The organism is Phyllobacterium sp. 628, from assembly GCF_014189505.1.
Taxonomy (GTDB): Bacteria; Pseudomonadota; Alphaproteobacteria; order Rhizobiales; family Rhizobiaceae; genus Phyllobacterium.
In genome coordinates this window covers 169,474-189,083 of the sequence record NZ_CP050300.1, presented here as the reverse complement: position 1 = coordinate 189,083, position 19,610 = coordinate 169,474, and the positions used below count along the sequence as shown (strand labels likewise).

16 protein-coding genes are annotated in these 19,610 nt (G+C 56.8%); 14 read left to right on the top strand and 2 right to left on the bottom strand.

The genetic code is table 11. From position 1 onward, the window contains the following. The first annotated feature begins 40 nt into the window (after positions 1 to 40). The 6 genes from rhaS to HB779_RS00850 all read left to right on the top strand — a co-directional run bounded on the left by rhaS (position 41) and on the right by HB779_RS00850 (position 6,319). Positions 41 to 1,036, top strand: a complete 996-nt coding sequence (gene rhaS, locus HB779_RS00875; RefSeq protein ID WP_188342222.1) for a rhamnose ABC transporter substrate-binding protein — start codon at positions 41 to 43, stop codon at positions 1,034 to 1,036. 67 nt (positions 1,037 to 1,103) lie between these two features. Further along, positions 1,104 to 2,624, top strand: coding sequence for a sugar ABC transporter ATP-binding protein (locus tag HB779_RS00870; RefSeq protein ID WP_188342221.1), 1,521 nt, complete (start codon positions 1,104 to 1,106; stop codon positions 2,622 to 2,624). Between the two features lie 10 nt (positions 2,625 to 2,634). Then, a complete protein-coding gene (locus tag HB779_RS00865; protein ID WP_371823843.1) occupies positions 2,635 to 3,633 on the top strand; it encodes an ABC transporter permease in 999 nt (332 codons plus the stop codon). Continuing rightward, entirely contained in the window at positions 3,630 to 4,631 is a 1,002-nt protein-coding gene (locus HB779_RS00860) for an ABC transporter permease (RefSeq protein WP_188342219.1), read from the top strand. The genes HB779_RS00865 and HB779_RS00860 overlap by 4 nt, the downstream gene beginning before the upstream one ends. Further along, complete coding sequence (rhaM, locus tag HB779_RS00855) at positions 4,628 to 4,951, top strand: L-rhamnose mutarotase (protein ID WP_188342218.1); 324 nt, start codon at positions 4,628 to 4,630, stop codon at positions 4,949 to 4,951. The genes HB779_RS00860 and rhaM overlap by 4 nt, the downstream gene beginning before the upstream one ends. A gap of 6 nt (positions 4,952 to 4,957) precedes the next feature. Continuing rightward, complete coding sequence (locus HB779_RS00850) at positions 4,958 to 6,319, top strand: FGGY-family carbohydrate kinase (RefSeq protein ID WP_188342217.1); 1,362 nt, start codon at positions 4,958 to 4,960, stop codon at positions 6,317 to 6,319. 52 nt (positions 6,320 to 6,371) lie between these two features. Here the strand turns inward: HB779_RS00850 and HB779_RS00845 are convergent, their stop codons facing one another. After that, positions 6,372 to 7,697: a dicarboxylate/amino acid:cation symporter gene (locus tag HB779_RS00845; protein ID WP_188342216.1), complete on the bottom strand. Its 1,326-nt coding sequence runs from the start codon at positions 7,695 to 7,697 to the stop codon at positions 6,372 to 6,374. A gap of 230 nt (positions 7,698 to 7,927) precedes the next feature. Here HB779_RS00845 and HB779_RS00840 point away from each other — a divergent pair, with 230 nt between their 5' ends. Next, positions 7,928 to 9,799 (top strand): ATP-binding protein, encoded by a 1,872-nt coding sequence (locus tag HB779_RS00840; protein WP_188342215.1) that lies wholly within the window; start codon positions 7,928 to 7,930, stop codon positions 9,797 to 9,799. A 2-nt stretch (positions 9,800 to 9,801) separates the two neighbouring features. Further along, entirely contained in the window at positions 9,802 to 11,160 is a 1,359-nt protein-coding gene (locus HB779_RS00835; protein WP_188342214.1) for a sigma-54 dependent transcriptional regulator, read from the top strand. On the opposite strand, the gene HB779_RS00830 is transcribed toward HB779_RS00835, so the two are convergent. After that, positions 11,157 to 12,287 (bottom strand): LacI family DNA-binding transcriptional regulator, encoded by a 1,131-nt coding sequence (locus tag HB779_RS00830; protein WP_371823837.1) that lies wholly within the window; start codon positions 12,285 to 12,287, stop codon positions 11,157 to 11,159. The genes HB779_RS00835 and HB779_RS00830 overlap by 4 nt on opposite strands. 176 nt (positions 12,288 to 12,463) lie before the next feature. On the opposite strand from HB779_RS00830, the gene HB779_RS00825 reads away from it, so the two are divergent. The 6 genes from HB779_RS00825 (at position 12,464) to HB779_RS00800 (ending at position 19,466) form a co-directional block, all read left to right on the top strand. Beyond that, entirely contained in the window at positions 12,464 to 13,444 is a 981-nt protein-coding gene (locus tag HB779_RS00825) for an ABC transporter substrate-binding protein (protein ID WP_188342213.1), read from the top strand. 102 nt (positions 13,445 to 13,546) lie between these two features. Beyond that, on the top strand, positions 13,547 to 15,085 hold the full coding sequence (locus HB779_RS00820; RefSeq protein WP_244642321.1) for a sugar ABC transporter ATP-binding protein: 1,539 nt from the start codon (positions 13,547 to 13,549) through the stop codon (positions 15,083 to 15,085). Continuing rightward, positions 15,082 to 16,080 carry an ABC transporter permease gene (locus HB779_RS00815; RefSeq protein ID WP_188342212.1) on the top strand — a complete coding sequence of 333 codons (999 nt, stop codon included), beginning with the start codon at positions 15,082 to 15,084 and terminating at the stop codon, positions 16,078 to 16,080. The genes HB779_RS00820 and HB779_RS00815 overlap by 4 nt, the downstream gene beginning before the upstream one ends. Beyond that, positions 16,077 to 17,054 carry an ABC transporter permease gene (locus HB779_RS00810; RefSeq protein ID WP_188342211.1) on the top strand — a complete coding sequence of 326 codons (978 nt, stop codon included), beginning with the start codon at positions 16,077 to 16,079 and terminating at the stop codon, positions 17,052 to 17,054. Before HB779_RS00815 ends, HB779_RS00810 begins: the two co-directional genes overlap by 4 nt. A gap of 2 nt (positions 17,055 to 17,056) precedes the next feature. Then, a complete protein-coding gene (locus HB779_RS00805) occupies positions 17,057 to 18,079 on the top strand; it encodes an aldose epimerase family protein (RefSeq protein ID WP_188342210.1) in 1,023 nt (340 codons plus the stop codon). Between the two features lie 67 nt (positions 18,080 to 18,146). Then, a complete protein-coding gene (locus tag HB779_RS00800) occupies positions 18,147 to 19,466 on the top strand; it encodes an NAD(P)H-dependent oxidoreductase (RefSeq protein ID WP_188342209.1) in 1,320 nt (439 codons plus the stop codon). Positions 19,467 to 19,610: the final 144 nt, after the last annotated feature.

Below are 19,610 nucleotides of genomic sequence, written 5' to 3'. Positions count from 1 at the left end.
GCGCCGGAACGGTGTAATTTTAATCTAGGGAGGATGAAAAATGAATCTGTTGAAGAAACTCGCATTGGGATCGGCGCTCGCCGTTGCCATGCTCGCATCGCAGGCACAGGCCGAAACGATCAAGATTGGCCTCGTGGCAAAATCGCTTGGCAATGGCTTCTTTGAAGCGGCCAATAAAGGCGCGCAGGAAGCAGCAAAAGAACTGGGCGGCGTGGAGGTCATCTATACCGGACCAACCTCGACCACGGCGGAAGGCCAGATCGAAGTCATCAACGCGCTGATCGCACAGAACGTCAACGCCATTGCGATTTCCGCCAACGACCCGGATGCAGTTGTGCCGGCTCTCAAGAAAGCCATGGCCCGCGGCATCAAGGTCATCTCGTGGGATTCGGCCGTGGCCAAGGACGGCCGCATCGTTCATCTCAATCCGTCATCCAATGAACTCATTGGCAAAATGTGTCTGCAGCTTGCTGCTGCCCATCTGCCTGACGGCAAGGGTGATTTCGCCATTCTCTCGGCAACCACGACATCGACAAACCAGAATACCTGGATTGCCGAAATGAAGAAGCAACTGCCGAACTTCCCCGGTCTTAATCTCGTGACGACCGTTTATGGTGATGATCTTGCTGACAAGAGCTACCGCGAAGCACAGGGGCTCTTGACCTCACAGCCGAATGTGAAGGTCATTGTTGCACCCACCACCGTCGGCGTACTGGCTGCATCGCAGGCTGTCGCCGATGCCAAGAAGATTGGCACTGTCTTTGTAACGGGCCTTGGTCTCCCATCGGAAATGGCCGGCGCGATCAAGTCCGGTGCAACGAAGGAGTTTGCCATCTGGAACCCGATCGATCTTGGTTATTCCGCAACCGAAATTGCCTATCGCCTGGTCAAGGGTGAAACGGACGGCAAGGCTGGCAGCGAGATCAATGCGGGCCGTATGGGCAAAATCAAGATTGGCGACAATGGTGAAGCTGCCATGGCAGACCCATTCGTCTATGACTCCAAGAACATCGATCAGTTCTCGAAGATTTTCTGATCCGGCAACATGGCCTCAAAGCCCGGCAGAGTTCCTGCCGGGCATTTTTTAACCCATTGGTACGCCCATGACCCATGCCGCCCTCGCTGAGCTTCCGTCCGTAAGCCCGATTCTGGAAATGCGGGCGATCTCCAAATCGTTCCCTGGGGTGAAGGCCCTGAACGAGGTCAATATCGAGATTTTTGCAGGTCAGGTCACCGCGCTGATCGGTGAAAACGGCGCCGGAAAGTCGACACTCGTTAAAATCTTGACCGGAATCTATCAGTCGGATGAAGGCGAGATCCATATCGACGGCAAGCCGGTCGTGTTTGCCAATGCGCAGGATGCTATCCATCATGGCGTTACGGCCATTCATCAGGAAACTGTTTTGTTTGATGAATTATCGGTGGCCGAGAATATATTTATTGGCCACGCGCCGAAGACCACGCTTGGTCTGGTCAACTGGAAGGGCGTCAATGCCCGTGCGCTGGCCCTTCTCCATTCGCTTGAGAGCAATATCGATCCGCGTGTCCGGCTCAAGGATCTGTCCATCGCCCAGCGGCACCTTGTTGCCATTGCCCGTGCCCTTTCGGTTGATGCGCGTATCGTCATCATGGACGAGCCGACTGCAGCCTTGTCGCGCAAAGAAGTGGATGACCTGTTTCAGATTGTGAAACGCCTGAAATCACAGGGCAAAGCTATTCTCTTCATCAGTCACAAGTTTGATGAAGTCTATGAAATTGCCGATAATTATGCGGTGTTTCGTGATGGCAAGGCCGTGGGCAGCGGTACACTCGCCGATATCAGCCAGGACGACATCGTTCGTTTGATGGTGGGCCGTTCCATTGAACATGCCTTCCCCAAGGTTGATATTCCGCTGGGTGAAACCGTGCTGAAAGTGGAAAACTACAGCCACCCGACCGAGTTCCGGGATATTTCGTTTGAGCTACGCAAAGGCGAAATCCTCGGCATTTACGGACTAGTCGGTGCCGGCCGTTCGGAAATCTGCCAGTCGCTGTTTGGTGTAACCCGGCCTTCAGCCGGCAAACTTACGCTGGAGGGCAAGGCGCTCGATATCCGCTCGCCCGGCGATGCGATCAATGCCGGTATCGTCTATGTGCCGGAAGAACGCGGGCGGCACGGTGCCGTGTTGCAGCTTCCAATCTATCAGAACATCTCCCTGCCATCGCTTGGCCGCACCTCGCGTTCAGGCTTTCTGCGCGCCGCTGAAGAACTGGCGCTGGCGCGGAAATATGCCGAACGTTTTGACTTGCGCGCCGCTGCGCTTTCCGTACCCGTCGGCACGCTTTCAGGCGGCAATCAGCAGAAGGTGGTCATCGGCAAATGGCTGGCAACACAGCCGAAAATTCTCATTCTGGACGAGCCGACCAAGGGCATCGATATCGGTTCGAAGGCTGCGGTGCATGCATTTATCAGTGAACTCGCCGGTGAAGGCCTGAGCATTATCATGGTCTCTTCCGAACTGCCGGAAATTCTGGGGATGTCCGATCGTGTACTGGTGATGCGCGAAGGCCTATCCGCCGGCCTGTTCGAACGTGCCGATCTCAGCGCCGAGACGCTGGTTCGTGCCGCAACCGGCAATGCATGAGGCGATGATGATCAAGTACCTTTTCAAGTATCGCGAAATGCTGCTGGTGGTGATTATCGCCGTTCTGCTCGGCGTTTTCTCTTCACGTTCTCCCGGCTTTTCCAGCCCGTCAAACCTGTCGAACATCTTCAACGATACGTCGATCCTGATCATCCTCGCCCTGGGCCAGATGACGGTGATCCTGACCAAATCGATTGATCTTTCGGTTGCTGCCAACGTCGCCTTTACCGGCATGGCCGTTGCCATGCTCAATGCCGCTCATCCCGGTCTTCCCCTTGCATTCATCGTGGTGATCGCTCTTGGGATCGGCGCGCTTCTCGGTGCCATTAATGGCCTGTTTGTCTGGAAGCTGGGCATTCCTTCCATCGTGGTGACTTTGGGGACGCTGACAATTTATCGCGGTATGGCATTCGTGTTGTCCGGTGGCGGCTGGGTCAACGCGCATCAGATGACCGAGCCGTTTCTGCAAACACCGCGTCAAGTGTTTCTTGGCCTCCCCATTCTCGGCTGGACAGCGATTGTTATTGTCGGCGTCATTTACATCGTGATGTCACGCACCTTTCTTGGCCGTGCCATCTATGCTTCGGGCGGCAATCCCACTGCTGCAGTCTATGCCGGTATCGACGTTGGCCGTACGCGTTTCTTCGCCTTCGTTATCTCTGGCACTCTTGCTGGTCTGTGCGGCTATCTCTGGGTTTCGCGCTACGCAGTTGCCTATGTGGATATTGCCGCAGGATTCGAACTCGACAGTGTTGCCGCCTGTGTCATCGGGGGCATATCGACACTCGGCGGTATCGGTTCTGTGGCTGGTGCCGTTCTCGGCTCACTGTTCCTCGGTGTGATCAAGAACGCATTGCCGGTCATCAATATTTCGCCATTCTCGCAAATGGCCATTTCAGGCGGCGTTATCATCGCTGCTGTCATCTTCAATGCGCGGCAGGAACGGCGGCGTGGACGTATCATTCTGCGGGATCGCGGCGCATCGGAAAAGATCGAGGGAATCGCATGAGTGCCGTCAGCGAAAAGCGTCACATTCCGGATCGTCTTGGCACATCCGCCACGCGATTGTTCGCCAGCTGGGAAGCCTTGCTGCTTGTTGTGGCAATTCTGATCTTCATCGCCAATTCCTTTGCCTCACCCTATTTCCTTAATGCCTGGAACCTCTCCGACGCCACGTTCAACTTCACCGAAAAGGCGATGGTCGCCTTTGCCATGGCGTTGTTGATCATTGCCGGTGAGATTGATCTATCCGTTGCGGCGATCATCGCGCTCGCGTCAACGGCCATGGGTGCGGCTGCTCAAGTCGGTGTGGGAACGCCGGGATTGGTGGCTATAGGTCTAGCGGTTGGCCTTGGTTGCGGTGTGGTCAATGGCATTCTGGTGGCTGGCCTGCGCCTGCCCTCCATCGTCGTGACCATCGGGACGATGAGCCTGTTTCGGGGCATCGCCTATATCGTTCTCGGCGACAAAGCCTATGGCGGCTATCCCGCATCCTTTGCCTATTTCGGTCAGGGCTATGTTTTTTGGGTTATTTCGTTTGAATTCGCCCTGTTTGCGGTGCTCGCTGTCCTCTTTGCTGTCCTGCTGCATTCCACCAATTTCGGCCGGCGTGTCTACGCCATCGGCAACAATGAATTCGCCGCACGGTTCTCGGGCATTCGCGTCGAGCGGATCAAGTTTACGCTGTTCCTGATGACAGGCCTTATGTCCGGCATTGCTGCCGTTTGCCTGACGTCCCGCCTTGGTTCGACCCGCCCGTCGATTGCGCAGGGCTGGGAACTTGAAATCGTTACCATGGTGGTTCTTGGCGGCATTTCCATTCTCGGTGGTTCCGGCACTATTGGCGGCGTTGTCATTGCGGCCTTTGTCATGGGGCTGGTTACTTTCGGCCTTGGCCTTCTTAATGTCCCGGGTATTGTCATGTCGATCTTCATTGGCTTGCTGCTGATCATCACCATCACGCTGCCGATCATCATTCGCCGGCTCCGGCAGAGGAAGCATGCATGAGCACGCCGGAAAAATATGCGTTCAAGATGCTGCTCAATCCGGGCATGGAAGAGGAATACAAGCGGCGTCATGATGCGATCTGGCCGGAGCTTGTTGTGCTGCTGCATGGTGCTGGTGTGCAGGATTATTCAATCCATCTGGACCGTGAAACGAATACATTGTTCGGCGTGCTGACGCGCCCGGACGGACACACAATGCAGGACCTTCCTGCCCATCCGGTGATGCAAAAGTGGTGGGCGCATATGGCCGATATCATGGTGACCAATCCGGACGATTCGCCGGTGCAGTCCGATCTTGTTCGCCTGTTTCATCTGGCCTGACCGGCGATGGAGAAGCCGCGCCACATAGCCGTTATCGACGTCGGCAAGACCAATGCCAAGCTCGTCGTGGTCGACGCAGTGACAGGTGTTGAGCTGGCAACGCGCAGCACCCCCAATCGCGTGATCAGGGATGGGCCCTATCCGCATTATGATGTTGATGTGCTCTGGACCTTCTTTGTGCAATCCCTGACGGACTTTGCCGTAGCACCGGGTTTCGATGCGATCTCGGTAACCGCGCATGGCGCGTCCGCTGTTTTGCTGGGTGACAATGGGCTTGCCATGCCTGTACTCGATTATGAGCACATCTATCCGGACACCGTGCGCGAGGCTTATGCCGACTTGCGGCCGGATTTTGCCGAGACGCGTTCGCCTTATCTTGCGGGCGGGCTGAATGTTGGCGCGCAGATCCATTATCAGAAGACGCAATTCCCAGCCCTGTTCGCAGAGGTCAAAACCGTCCTCACCTATGCGCAATATTGGGTCTGGCGGCTGACGGGCATTGTGGTCAATGAAGTGACGTCGCTTGGATGTCATACGGATTTGTGGAACCCGCAGACGGGAGCCTATTCCGGTCTTGTCGATACGCTGGATCTGCGCCGACTCCTGCCGCCGATCCGCTCGGCTTTCGATCATATCGGGGATTTGCTTGAGCCACTTCAGAGCAAGATTGGCATCGGCAAAACCATTCCGGTTTATTGTGGCATTCATGATTCAAATGCATCACTGCTGCCGCATCTGATGACGCGAACCTCGCCGTTTTCAGTCGTTTCAACCGGCACATGGGTGGTCTCTTTTGCGGTGGGCGGGCAACTCAACAAGCTTGATCCGGAGCGCGACACGCTGGCCAATGTCGATGCCTATGGCAACGCGGTCCCCTCTTCCCGCTTCATGGGCGGCAGGGAGTTTGATCTTCTCACGGGTGGCAACGCGTCGATGCCGGATGCTGACACCCTGAAGCGGATAATTGAGGCGAAACGTATGGTCCTGCCGAGTCTTGTCAAAGGCACGGGTCCATTTCCAAACCGGGAAGCGGTTTGGCTGCATGGTGAAGCAATGTTGCCCGGCGAACAAAACGCGGTTGCATCGCTGTACACGGCGATGATGAACCACGTCAGTCTGGAGCTGATCGGGGCGAGCGGGCCTACCATTGTTGAAGGCCCCTTTTCCCGCAATGCCATCTATCTGTCTGCCCTGCGTTCCCTGACCAAGCGGGATGTCATCGCGCTGCCGGGATCGACAGGCACCAGTCTTGGTGCGGCGCTTCTGGCGGGAGCTACGGCTCCAGTACACACAGCCGTTGGCAATGTGCAGCCCTTGGGTCCGGCATTCGACGCTTACGCCAAAGTCTGGCGCGAAAGCCTCACATGAAAAAGGCGGGCCTGAAGCCCGCCTTTCAGTTTTAGGTCATTGGCAAGATCAATCAGCCTGCAAAGGCCAGTGCTTCCTCTTCGCTGACACCACCATGCAGTGCGCGATCAAGCTGACCTTTATCAAGTTCACCTTCCCAGCGGGCGACAACAATCGTCGCGACCGCATTGCCCACCAGATTGGTGAGGGCGCGGCATTCCGACATGAAACGGTCGATACCGAGGATCAGGGCCATACCGGCAACCGGCACGGCGGGAACAACGGATAGCGTAGCAGCAAGAGTGATGAAGCCTGCGCCGGTGATGCCTGCCGCGCCCTTGGAGCTGAGCATGGCAACGAGCAGGAGCAGAACCTGATCGGTCAGCGTCAAAGGTGTGTTGGTTGCCTGCGCAATGAAGAGGGCCGCCAATGTCATGTAGATATTGGTACCGTCCAGATTGAACGAATAACCGGTCGGGATAACGAGACCAACAACGGACTTCTTGCAGCCAGCCTTTTCCATCTTCGCCATCAAAGTCGGCAGAGCGGCTTCCGAGGAGCTGGTGCCGAGGACGAGCAGCAGCTCTTCCTTGATGTAACGGATCAGCGCGAAGATCGAGAAGCCGTTATAGCGGGCAACTGCACCGAGGATAATAACCACGAAGAGAATGGATGTCAGATAGAACGTGCCAATCAGCATCAGAAGGTTGGCGACAGAGGCGATACCATATTTGCCGATGGTGAAGGCCATGGCACCGAAAGCACCGATAGGGGCGGCTTTCATCAGGATCGCCACCAGCTTGAAAATCGGTGCGGACAGCAGATGCAGGAAGTTGGTCACCGGAGCAGCACGCTCACCAACCATGGCCAGTGAAATACCGAACAGGACCGAGAAGAACAGAACCTGAAGAATGTCGCCGGATGCAAAGGCGCCAACAATGGTTGTTGGAATGATGTTGTTCAGGAAGCCGATAATGCTCTGTTCATGCGCCTGCTGGGTGTAGGTTGAAACGGCGGCCGGATCGAGTGACGCGGGATTGATGTTCATACCAGCGCCCGGCTGGACCACATTGGCAACAATAAGGCCAACGATCAGCGCGAGTGTAGAGAAGGTCAGGAAGTAAATCATTGCCTTGCCGGCAACACGGCCGACCTTCTGAAGATCGCTCATCCCGGCAATGCCGGTGGTGACTGTAAGGAAAATAACCGGAGCAATAATCATCTTCACCAGTTTGATGAAGGCATCGCCAAGCGGTTTCATGCTTGTACCGACATCAGGGTAGTAGTGGCCAAGCGCGATGCCGATGGTGATGGCAACGATGACCTGAAAATACAGGTGGGTGTAAATTGGTTTTTTGACGCGCGGCTGCGGGGCTGCGCTGATCGTCACAGGACTCATGTCTTCCTCCATGGTGCGAGCCGCGTCTGGCAGAAACCTGTCAGCCTCCCGGGCCCTTTTTTTCGAGAACGACATGCGCGTCCTCATGCGAGAACAATTAGCAAGGTCCGTGCCAGTTCGAATTAGTTTGCTAAACTATTGTTTTTCAAACATTATAATTGTTGCAGGAGTATGGATCGTTTGCATATGTGCGTAATTTCGCACAAAAATATTGTCAATCGTGCGGATATATGCACAAGTATATCATGGCTATTCAAGCTGAAAGCGCACCTGTCCCGCAGCACCGAACCGACTCATCGGGTGCCCGATTGAAAATTGTCTATGGGTTTCTTGCTGCGCTTTTAATCCTGGCTGCGCTGTTGGTCGCCAATGATTATGGCCGCAAACGCGCCTATCTGGCGTTGGAGAGCCGCGCAAAAAGCTCTGCGGAACTGAATGCTGTTCTGTTGCGGACCGTGCTGGAAAAGCAGCGGTCCCTGCCTTTTGTCCTGTCGCAGGACCGTGATGTTATCAGTGCGCTGACCTCGCGCAGTGCGGGTATGTTGCATCTGGTTGATCGCAAGCTCGAAAGTCTCATTGAAGGGACTCACGCCTCGGTCATTTATCTGCTCGATGCGAAAGGCACAGCACTCTCGGCCAGCAACTGGCAGGAGCCGACAAGCTTTGTCGGCATCGACTATAGTTTCCGTCCCTATTATACCCGCGCGGTCGCGACGGGCAGCGCCGAACATTATGCGCTGGGGACCATCAGCAAACGGCCGGGCCTTTACATTTCACGGCGCATCGATGGACCCTCCGGAATGCTCGGCGTCATTGTCGTCAAGGTCGAGTTTGACGAGTTGGAGGGAGACTGGCGGCGCAGCAGTGACCCCTCCTATGTGATTGACCAGCGTGGCATCGTCCTGATCACCAGCTTTCCCGAGTGGCGTTTCATGGCGCAGGCGCCAATACCGGCCGAACAGCAGGCGCCTATCCGCGAGAGCCTGCAGTTTGGCGCAGCACCCCTGACACCATTGGATGTGACACCCGCACTGACAGAAACAGAACCGGACAGGGTTACAGCCCAATTGCCGGGTTCGAGCGAACAGCAGGAATATGTCCGCGTCCGCGTTCCCGTGCCGACAACAAGCTGGACCTTGCAGCTGCTGGTCCCGGCTGGAGCGGCGGTGATGGAAACCATCCGGTCTGCCCAGCTTGTCGCGTTGATCATCCTTGCCCCCATTCTGGGTGCTACCGCCTTCTTTCTGCGCCGCCGCGGGCTGGCATTGCGGCGGTTGCAGCGGCAGGAGGAAGCGCGGCTGGAGCTGGAGCGCCGCGTGGCGGAGCGTACGGAAGCATTGAGCACAGCCCATGCGGAACTCGTCATGCAGGCGGAGGAGCGCCAGAAGACGGAGACCAAGCTGCAAACAGTGCAGCAGGAACTGGTGCAGGCTAACCGGCTTGCCATTCTCGGTCAGGTGACCGCGGGCGTTGCGCATGAAATCAACCAGCCGGTTGCCGCCATTCGCTCCTATGCCGACAATGCGAAAACCTTTCTGGCACGCGATCAGATGGAACCAGTCAAGGAAAACCTGTCGGCCATTGCCGGATTAACCGAACGCATCGGCAATATCACCGAGGAGTTGCGAAATTTTTCGAGGAAGGGCACCGGCGACGCGGGTCCGGCAGTCGTTAGTGATGTGATCGAAGGCGCGCTGCTGCTTCTCGGCAGCCGGTTCCGGCAGACTGTCGGTAAAATCACAACCGAGACGCCGCCCGCTGATCTCAAGGTTCACGGCAACCGCATCCGGCTGGAACAGGTTCTGATCAATCTGATGCAGAACGCGCTGGAAGCGACTGAAGGCGGACCTACAAGCCGGATCAGTGTCCGCTACGCTGTGGACGGCGACGACGTACAACTGATGGTGGCCGATAATGGGCCCGGCATCCCTGCCGATATTATGCAGGCGCTGTTTACACCCTTCAATACATCAAAGGATCGGGGCCTCGGTCTTGGTCTCGTTATTTGTCATGACATCGTTGCCGAATATGGCGGGCGCATTGACGTTGAAAGCAGCAGTGCCGGAACCGAATTCACCGTTCATCTCAAGAGGGTTGTCTGATCATGGATTTTCAACCGCTTGTCGCCTTTGTCGATGATGACGACGATCTGCGCAACGCCAACAGGCAAACGCTTGAACTTGCCGGTTTCAGCGTGGTTCCGTTTGCCGATGCGATGAGTGCGCTGCGTTTTCTCACGCCGGATTTCGCTGGCATTGTCGTCAGCGATATCCGCATGCCGCATATTGATGGGCTGGAATTCTTCCGCCGCCTGCGGGAAATGGATGCTGATCTGCCGGTCATTCTGATCACTGGTCACGGCGATATCGAAATGGCTGTGGAGGCGATGCAGGAAGGCACCTATGACTTTATCGCCAAGCCCTACCCGGCTGATCGTCTGGTGCAGAGCATCCGGCGCGCGACGGAGAAGCGCCATCTCGTTCTTGAGAACCGCCAGCTGCGGCAGGTCATGGAGGCTTCGGATGAGGCCGTGCCGCTGATCGGGCAGACGCCTGTTATGCAGAACCTGCGCAAGACCTTGCGGCACGTGGCCAATGCGGATGTGGATGTTCTGATTGCGGGTGAAACAGGCAGCGGCAAGGATGTGGCCGCCGGGCTTTTGCACGAATGGAGCCGCCGCAAACAGGGGAATTTTGTTGCGCTGAATTGCGGTGCCCTGCCGGAGTCGGTGATTGAAAGCGAACTGTTCGGACACGAGGCCGGAGCTTTCACCGGCGCGCAGAAAAAGCGCATCGGGCGTATAGAATATGCCAGTGGCGGAACGCTGTTTCTCGACGAGATCGAGAGCATGCCGCTGGCAACGCAGGTAAAGCTGTTGCGGGTGCTGGAAATGCGCGAGATCACGCCGCTTGGCACCAATGAACACCGGCCGGTGGATTTGCGCGTGGTGGCTGCTGCCAAGGTCGATCTTGGCAGCCCGGAACAGCGGGCGAATTTCCGCGAAGACCTGTTCTACCGATTGAATGTGGTGACGGTTTCAATCCCGCCCTTGCGCGAGCGCAAGGAGGATATCCCGCTGCTGTTTACGCATTTTCTGCACCGTGCATCTGTCCGTTTCAAGACGGAGCCGCAGGAAATGACAGGTGCCATGCGGGCCCGTCTGATGGATCATGATTGGCCAGGAAATGTGCGTGAACTCGCGCATTTTGCCGAACGTGTAGCGCTGGGGCTGGGTGAGATGGAAGGCGAGCGTGTTGTACGCAGCGATGTGGCACTCAATCTGCCCGAGGCGATGGAGCAATATGAGGCCAAGCTTATTCGTGATGCCCTGTCTGGCAGCAATGGAGATGTGCGCACAACGATCGAGGCGCTGGGTATTCCGCGCAAGACTTTTTATGACAAATTGCAGCGTCACGGGATCGACCGTGCGGACTATGTGAAGGCCAAGGCTGCGGGCGATTAGACCGGCAGAATCGCGGTTTCAGCGCTGTCGGTCACCGACAGGCGCTCGACCAGCGGACATTCCAGCTTGGTAATGGGATAGCGCGTGCCTGCGGTCCTGTCGTAAATATCAAGCTGTTCGATTGCCCAGCGGCCCATCGCACGGTGCGGCAGAACCGACGTGGTCAATTGCGGATGCAGATGGCGCGAAATTTCTTCATCATCATAGCCAATGACGGAGATATCTTCGGGGATACGAATACCCGCTTCTTTCAGAGCTTCGTAGCAGCCAATGGCGGTCCGGTCGTTCTGGCAGAAGATGGCCGTTGGTTTGTCCTTGAGAGCCAGCAGTGTTTTGGTGGCTTTGTACCCGGCGCTGGCCGACCAATCGCCTTCGATGACCAGTTCCGGATCGAATGGGATATCGGCCGTGGCGAGCGCCCGGCGATAGCCGCGCAAGCGATCCTTGGCGGCTTCCATCCACGGCTCGCCGGTGATCGTGCCGATACGGCGGTGACCGTGCTGAATGAGATGGCGGGTCGAGTGTTGGCCACCTGCGATCTCGCTCGGGACAACAGCGGGAAAGGCATGGTCTGCCGTGTAGCAATTCAAGAGGATAAGCGGGATATCGAGATCATAGAGATATTCGGGGAGCGCCACTTCGCGCGTGAAAATCGCCATATAAATCAGCGCCGAAATACCCTGCTCGCGCAATGCGCGGATGGTTCGTGGCTCCATCTCCGGATCGTTGAGTGTCTGGGCGACCAGAATGATGTTGCCCGCATTCCAGGATGCCTGCCGGGCGCCCTCGATGGCAACAACCGCTTCCGGGCTGGTGGCCAGCTGATCGACGACAAACCCGATCTTTCCGTCAATGGCGGGCAGATAGGTGTCGGCGGCATCGAGATGGGCGAAATTGGGTGCGGCATAGCCCAGTGAACGGGCGGCTTCGATCACGCGTTCGCGTGTTTCGGCGGCGAGTTTGATGCCCGGTGTCTTGTTGAGAACAAAGGAAACTGTTGCCTGCGAGCATCCCGCGATACGGGCGATATCGGTCATCGTCACGCGTTTGCCGACACGCTTGCGCCGGGTTGCCACCTTGGTGGTTTTTTTCTTTTCAGTGATCCTGATATCCACTGGATCATCCATTCAAAAAGTGCCCTTTGCAATGCCGTAACGCATCTGAATCAATCAGACCATGCGTAAAATAGTATGAGCAGAATTGCCGACTAATCAACATAAATAATTATTGACTAATTTTTATAAATGAAGATGATCAGGCCAGTGGAATTACCACGCTGTGAATTTCTGGGAGGAAATTTCGTATGTCTATCACTCGTCGTACCCTGTTGATCACATCCGCTGCCGGGCTGGTTGCCGCCATGGCTGCCGGTAGCGTTTTCGCGGCTTCTCCGCCGCTGAAGAAGAAAGATACCTATAAGGTCGGCTTTGCCCAGACCGAAAGCAACAATCCATGGCGTCTGGCCCAGACGGCCAGCATGCAGGAAGAAGCCAAGAAGCGCGGCTGGCAGCTGGTTTATACGGATGCCGCCAGTTCCGCCGCCAAGCAGGTGGCCGACGTCAATTCAATGATCGCACAGGGTGTGGATCTGATTTTCCTCGCGCCACGTGAAGAAAAGCCGTTGATCCCGGCGATCAAGGCCGCCAAGAATGCTGGTATTCCGGTCATCCTGCTCGACCGCAGCGTTGATCCATCCCTTGCCAAGGCCGGTGATGATTATGTGACCTTTATCGGGTCCAACTTCATTGAAGAAGGCCAGCGCATCGGTGAATGGCTCGTCGCCAACGGCAAGGGCAAGACCAAGATTATCGAACTGGAAGGCACGACAGGATCATCCCCTGCCAATGACCGCAAGAAGGGCTTTGACGATGTGATCGCCAAGCATTCGGACTTCTCGATCGTTGCATCGCAGACCGGCGACTTTGCCCGCGATAAGGGCCGTCAGGTTGCCGAAACTTTGCTGCAGGCGCATCCTGATGCCAACGTGATCTACGCCCACAATGACGAAATGGCGATTGGCGCGATTTCGGCGATTGAGGCAGCAGGCAAGGTGCCGGGCAAGGATATTCTCGTCCTGTCTATCGATGGCGGCAAGGAAGCCGTGCAAGCCGTGGTTGATGGCAAGATTGCCGCTGTGGTCGAGTGCAATCCGCGTTTCGGCCCCAAGGCCTATGACACGGCTGTCGCCTATGCTGCCGGAGAGAAGATTGCGCCGAAGATCATCAATCCGGATCAGTTCTATGATTCCAGCAATGCGGCCAAGCTCCTAAGCTCCGCCTATTGATTGTTGACAAAGCCAGCGCTCTATACTGGGCGCTGGCTTTTTCTTTGCCTGATGCGCAAGGTATCGGCAGAAATCCCGATAATATCAAGAAATGGCTTTGCTATGGACACCGATGACCTTCTGTCGATGACGGGTATCGACAAACGCTTTGCCGGAATACCTGCCCTTTCGGCCGCTTCGTTTTCGGTCAGACGCGGCGAGGTGCATGCACTCATCGGCCAGAACGGCGCAGGCAAATCAACGCTGATCAAGGTTCTGACGGGCTATCACCGCCGCGATGCCGGCGATGTGGCCTTTGACGGAAAGCCATTTGAAGTGTCCTCGCCGCAACAGGCGCAGGCGAACGGCATCAGCACGATCTATCAGGAGATCAATCTGGTTCCGTACCGGTCGATCACCGAAAATATTTGCCTTGGGCGCGAAAAGCGCAAATTCGGCTTTCTCGACTGGAGTGCCATGCACCGGGAGGCCGAAGGACTGCTGCAACGCTTCAACATCCGCGTTGACGTGCGCCGTCCCCTGATGGAATTCAACACCGCGACCCAGCAGATGGTGGCGATTGCCCGCGCTATAGGCTTTTCTGCCAAGCTGGTCATCATGGATGAGCCCACGTCGTCGCTGGATGAGCGCGAAGTGGGTGTGCTGTTCAATGTCATCCGCCAGTTGAAGCAGGAAGGTGTTTCGGTGGTGTTTGTCAGCCACAAACTGGACGAACTCTATGCCGTCTGCGACCGTGTGACGATCATGCGTGACGGCAAGACGATCAAGACAGCGCGGATGGACGAAATCGAAAAGATCGATCTCGTCTCTTCCATGCTTGGCCGCAATATCGAGAGAACCGAAGGCCATGCCACGGCTTTCAGTGCACGGGATGAAACGAAAATCGGCAAGGTTCTATTGTCCGCGGGCAACCTCGCAATTGGTCAGATTGTTCAGGACGTTTCCTTCAATATCCGCAGCGGCGAGATTGCCGGATTTGCCGGATTGCTCGGCGCTGGGCGCACTGAGACCGCGCGGCTGGTGTTTGGTATCGACCGGTTGAGAGCCGGTGAGATGCATTATGGCGGCAAGGTGTTTGATCCGAAGCGACCCTCCGATGCCATTGCCGCAGGCATGGGTTTCTGCACGGAAGATCGCAAGAGTGAGGGCATTGTTCCGGAAATGAGCGTTGCCGAAAACATGATGCTGGCGCTGATGCCGAAGCTCAGCAAATCCGGCATTATTGATGAGAAGGCGCAGCGGGAAATCGTCGAGCGCTTTATCAAACAGCTCGGCATTAAATGTTCGGGACCCGACCAGAAAGTGCGCGAACTCTCAGGCGGCAATCAACAGAAAGTTCTGCTTGGACGCTGGCTGGCCATGAACCCGCGGCTGCTCATTCTCGATGAGCCCACACGCGGCATTGATGTCGGCGCCAAGGGCGAAATTCAGTCGCTGATCAAGTCCCTGGCCGATCAGGGGCTGGCAGTGCTGATGATTTCCTCCGAACTGGAAGAGGTCATTGAAGGCGCTGACCGGGTTTTCGTTCTGCGCGAGGGCATCAGCGTTGCCGAGTTTGATCGTGCTGCCGCGACAGAAGACGCTGTTATGGGCGCAATGGCCCATGGCAATGCGCCAGTGATTGCGGAGGCAAGGCCATGAGCTATTCCCCATCGGCGGCCCGAGCCGCAAAATCGTTTGATCCGTTCGATTTTCTGGCGCGTTATGGCACGCTGATCGCTTTGGTTCTGTTGATCCTATTCAACCTGATTTTCACGCGCAACTTTGCCACGATACAGACGCTCAACGTGAATCTCACACAGGTCTGCACGATTGTGATCGTTGCTGTCGGCATGACGCTGGTGATTGCAACGGGTGGCATTGATCTTTCGGTCGGGTCGCTGATGGCAATATCAGGCGCACTGGCGCCAATGATCTTTCTCGGCAAAATCATCCCTATTGAGAACATCTATCTCGCAGTTGCTGTTGCGATGATTGTCTCGGTATCCATTGCCGGGCTGTTTGGCCTCTTCAATGGTTGGCTGATTGCATCGTTCAAAATCCAGCCGATTGTCGCGACGCTGGTGCTGTTCATTGCCGGGCGCGGTATTGCGCAGGTGATGACCAATGGCAATCTGCAGACGTTCCGCGTGCCGCAATTCCAGTTCATCGGACTTGGCCGGGTGTTCGGTATTCCGTTTCAGGTCATCCTGATGGTCATCATCGTGCTTGCGGCGGCTTGGGTATTGAAGCGGACGGTCTTTGGCCGCCAGATCATCGCCATAGGCGGCAATGAGCGGGCGGCGGAACTGTCCGGTGTCGCCGTGGCCAAGGTAAAACTGCTCGTCTATGCCATCAGCGGATTGTGTGCGGGCATTGCCGGGCTGGTGGTTATTGCCATCAATTCTTCCAGTGATGCCAATCAGGTCGGCCTCGGCATGGAGCTTGACGCTATTGCGGCGGTCGCCGTGGGTGGCACGCTGCTGAGCGGCGGCAAGGCAACCATTATCGGTACGCTTCTGGGCGCTATGACGATCCAGCTCGTGCGCTACACTCTGCTGGCCAATGGCGTACCAGATGCGGCCGCGCTCGTGGTCAAGGCGGGGATTATCGTGCTTGCCGTGTGGATCCAGCAGCAAGGCAGGGCACACGCATGACACGCTCAAAACTTCTTTCTCTGCTTGGCAGTTACGGCGTGGTTCTAGCCCTCCTCCTGCTCATCCTGTTCGGCTGGCTGCGCTACGACTATTTCCTTGGCTTTTTCAACATCACCAGCGTGTTACGTTACAATTCCATGTTTGCGCTGGTGGCGCTCGGCATGTGCTTTGTCATCATGACCGGCGGCATCGATCTTTCCGTGGGTTCGACAGCTGCGCTGGGCAGCGTCGTCGCGGCGCTGTTCAGTCCGCAAGGCGCATGGATCGGGCTCGGTGCGGGTGTCGGTGCGGGGCTTTGTGTCGGGCTGGTCAATGCGACGCTGGTCACGCGGCTGAAGATCATGCCCTTTGTTGCGACGCTTGCGACAATGCTCGCCGCCAGCGGTACGGCTTTGCTGCTGGCAGACAATCAGTCGGTTTCAGTCTCCTATGAGAGTGGCTTCACGACCTTGGGTCAGGATAATCTCCTCGGCTTTCCCATTCCCGCATGGATCGCGCTGGCAGCCTATGTCGTCGGCTGGGTGGTGCTCAACTTCACCAGCACCGGACGCGGCGTTTTGGCGGTCGGCGGCAATGAAGATGCAACGCGCATGATGGGCTTGCCCGCCGACCGCATCAAGTTTCTGGTCTATCTGGCAAGTGGCGGTCTGGCTGGTCTGGCGGGGGTGATCCTTGCGGCGCAGTTTGGCGCGGGACAGCCGATCGAAGGTGTGGGCTGGGAGCTTTTTGCCATTGCCGCAGTGGTTGTCGGCGGCACGTTGCTGACCGGCGGCGTTGGTTCGGTCGGGGCAACGCTGGCGGGTGTGCTGCTTCTCGGTATTCTTTTCAATGTGCTCAACTTTGAAAACGGCAAGGGCTGGATTTCGCTTTCGGCCTATTGGCAATCGGTTATTCGCGGCTTATTCCTGCTGATTGTGGTGATCCTGCAGGCAAAGCTTTCCGCGCGCAGCACTGCTGCCGTGAAGGAATATTGATCATGCGTGCGTTGCTTGGACCACAACCATTTGGAATGTTTTCGGGCGAACCGGTGTTTCAGGCGACCATCCAGTCGCCCTCGGGGGCGCTTGCACATATTCTGAACTGGGGTGCGGTAATCCGTGACCTGCAGGTGCCGTTACTCGATGGCAAGCTGCAAAGGGTCGTTCTCGGTTTCGATACATTCGATCCCTACCCGCTGCAATCGCCTTACTTCGGTGCGCTGGTCGGCCGCTATGCCAACCGCATCGCACATGGGCGCTTCAGCCTTGATGGCAAGGATTATCAACTGAACCGCAATGAGGGTGGCAAGCAGACCCTGCATGGTGGTGCGAATGGCGTCTCGCAACGTTTGTGGACCGTCACAGACTGGAACGCTTCCTCTGTCACGCTCGCATTGCACTTGCCCGATGGGGATCAAGGCTTTCCCGGTGCGATGAATGTCCGGTGTACCTATAGCTTCGGTGACAATTCCACGCTTCGCGTCGAGGTGGAGGCCGATACCGATGCGCCCACTGTCGCCAATTTTGCCCAGCACAGCTATTTCAATCTCGATGGTTCAGATGATATCCGCGATCACACGCTGCAGATTTTTGCCAGCAGCTACACACCTGTATCGGCCGATCTCATTCCGACCGGTGAAATAGCGCCGGTGGAGACAACACCGTTCGATTTCCAGTTGCCACAATTGATCGGCACGCATGCCTCTGCCTCGTACGATCACAATTTCGTCCTCAGCGGCACTCCCCGTAACGGGTTGCGTTTCGCCGCGTCGCTTGGAGCGCGCAATGGATTGGAAATGCAGGTTCATACCAGTGAAACCGGCCTGCAGTTTTACGATGGCGCGATGATTGCACCCTCTCTCGCTGGCCTTGATGGCAAGCGCTACGGCCCGCATGCCGGCCTTTGTCTGGAGGCACAGTGCTTTCCCGATAGTCCCAACCAACCGCACTTCCCCAGTGCGGTCCTGCGCCCGGGCGAGACTTATCGCCAGCATACGGAATTCCGTTTCTACAATCGGTAGACAGTTGCCAATTGCCGTTTCCCGTCCTATGCCGAAGCAGCACAGCTTGGTGAGGAGCGAATATTTTATGGCGAGCAATGTAGCATTGACGGGATTGGCGCGAGACATGCAGGCGCGGGCGGATGCGGGGCGTCCGATCCGGATCGGCCTGATTGGCTCGGGCGAGATGGGCACGGACATTGTCACGCGGGTGGCGCATATGCCGGGCGTGGAAATCGGTGCGATTTCCGAGCTCAACCTGCCCAATGCGCTGAAGGCCGTCGATATCGCCTATCAGGAACCGGGACACTCGAAAGAGGTGAACACGGCTTCGGGCCTGACGGCGGCAATGGAAAGCGGCAGGATTGCTGTCACCAGCGATGCCAATCTGATCCTCGAGAATGATCTGATCGACGTGGTCATCGATGCCACCGGCGTTCCTGCTGTGGGAGCCGAGATCGGCCTTCGCGCCATGGAGCACGGCAAGCATCTGGTGATGATGAATGTCGAGGCTGACGTGACCATCGGCGCGTACCTGAAAAGCGAGGCGGATCGCCTTGGCGTTACCTATTCGCTGGGTGCTGGTGATGAGCCATCCTCGTGCATGGAACTGATTGAATTCGTCTCGGCCATGGGTCATCCGATCGTGGCGGCCGGCAAGGGCAAGAACAACCCGCTCAACATCGATGCCATTCCCGATGAATATGAGGAGGAGGCAGCGCGCCGCCATATGAATGTGCGCATGCTGGTGGAATTCGTCGATGGCTCGAAGACCATGGTGGAAATGGCAGCCATTGCCAATGCCACCGGGCTTGTGCCTGATAAGGCGGGCATGCATGGCCCATCCGCCACGCTCGACCAGCTCAACAAGACGCTGATCCCGCAAAAGGATGGGGGACTTCTCTCGCGTGTCGGCGTGGTTGACTATTCCATCGGCAAGGGTGTGGCACCGGGTGTGTTCGTGGTGGCCGACATGTCGCATCCGCGCATTTCGGAGCGCATGGAAGACCTGAAGATGGGCAAGGGTCCTTACTTCACCTTCCACCGGCCCTATCACCTGACGTCCCTCGAAGTGCCGCTGACCTGCGCCCGCGTTGTGCTCTACGGCAAGGCCGACATGGTGCCGCTGGCCAAACCGGTTGCAGAAGTCTGTGCGGTGGCCAAGAAGGATCTGAAGCCCGGCGACAGGCTCGATGCCATTGGTGAATACTGCTACCGCGCCTGGATCATGACGGCGCCGGAAGCGCGTGCGGCCAAAGCCATCCCCTGCGGCCTGCTGCAGGGCGGCACGGTGACGGCACCGATTGCCAAGGGTGAACTCATCACCAGCGCCAATGCCGCACCCATCCCCGGTTCCAAGATCGTCGAACTCAGACAGCGCCAGGACAAACTCGTATACGGCCAATAAGCGTCAAGCCAATTGGCGCCACTATTGAGCCGTTCTGATCCAAGATCAGGACGGCTTTTTATTTCGCCTTCGTAACAAAGTCATTTTGTGGTTACAAACCAACAGCTTGCTGAAATGTCGCCGGCAATAGTTCCGCGTAAATAA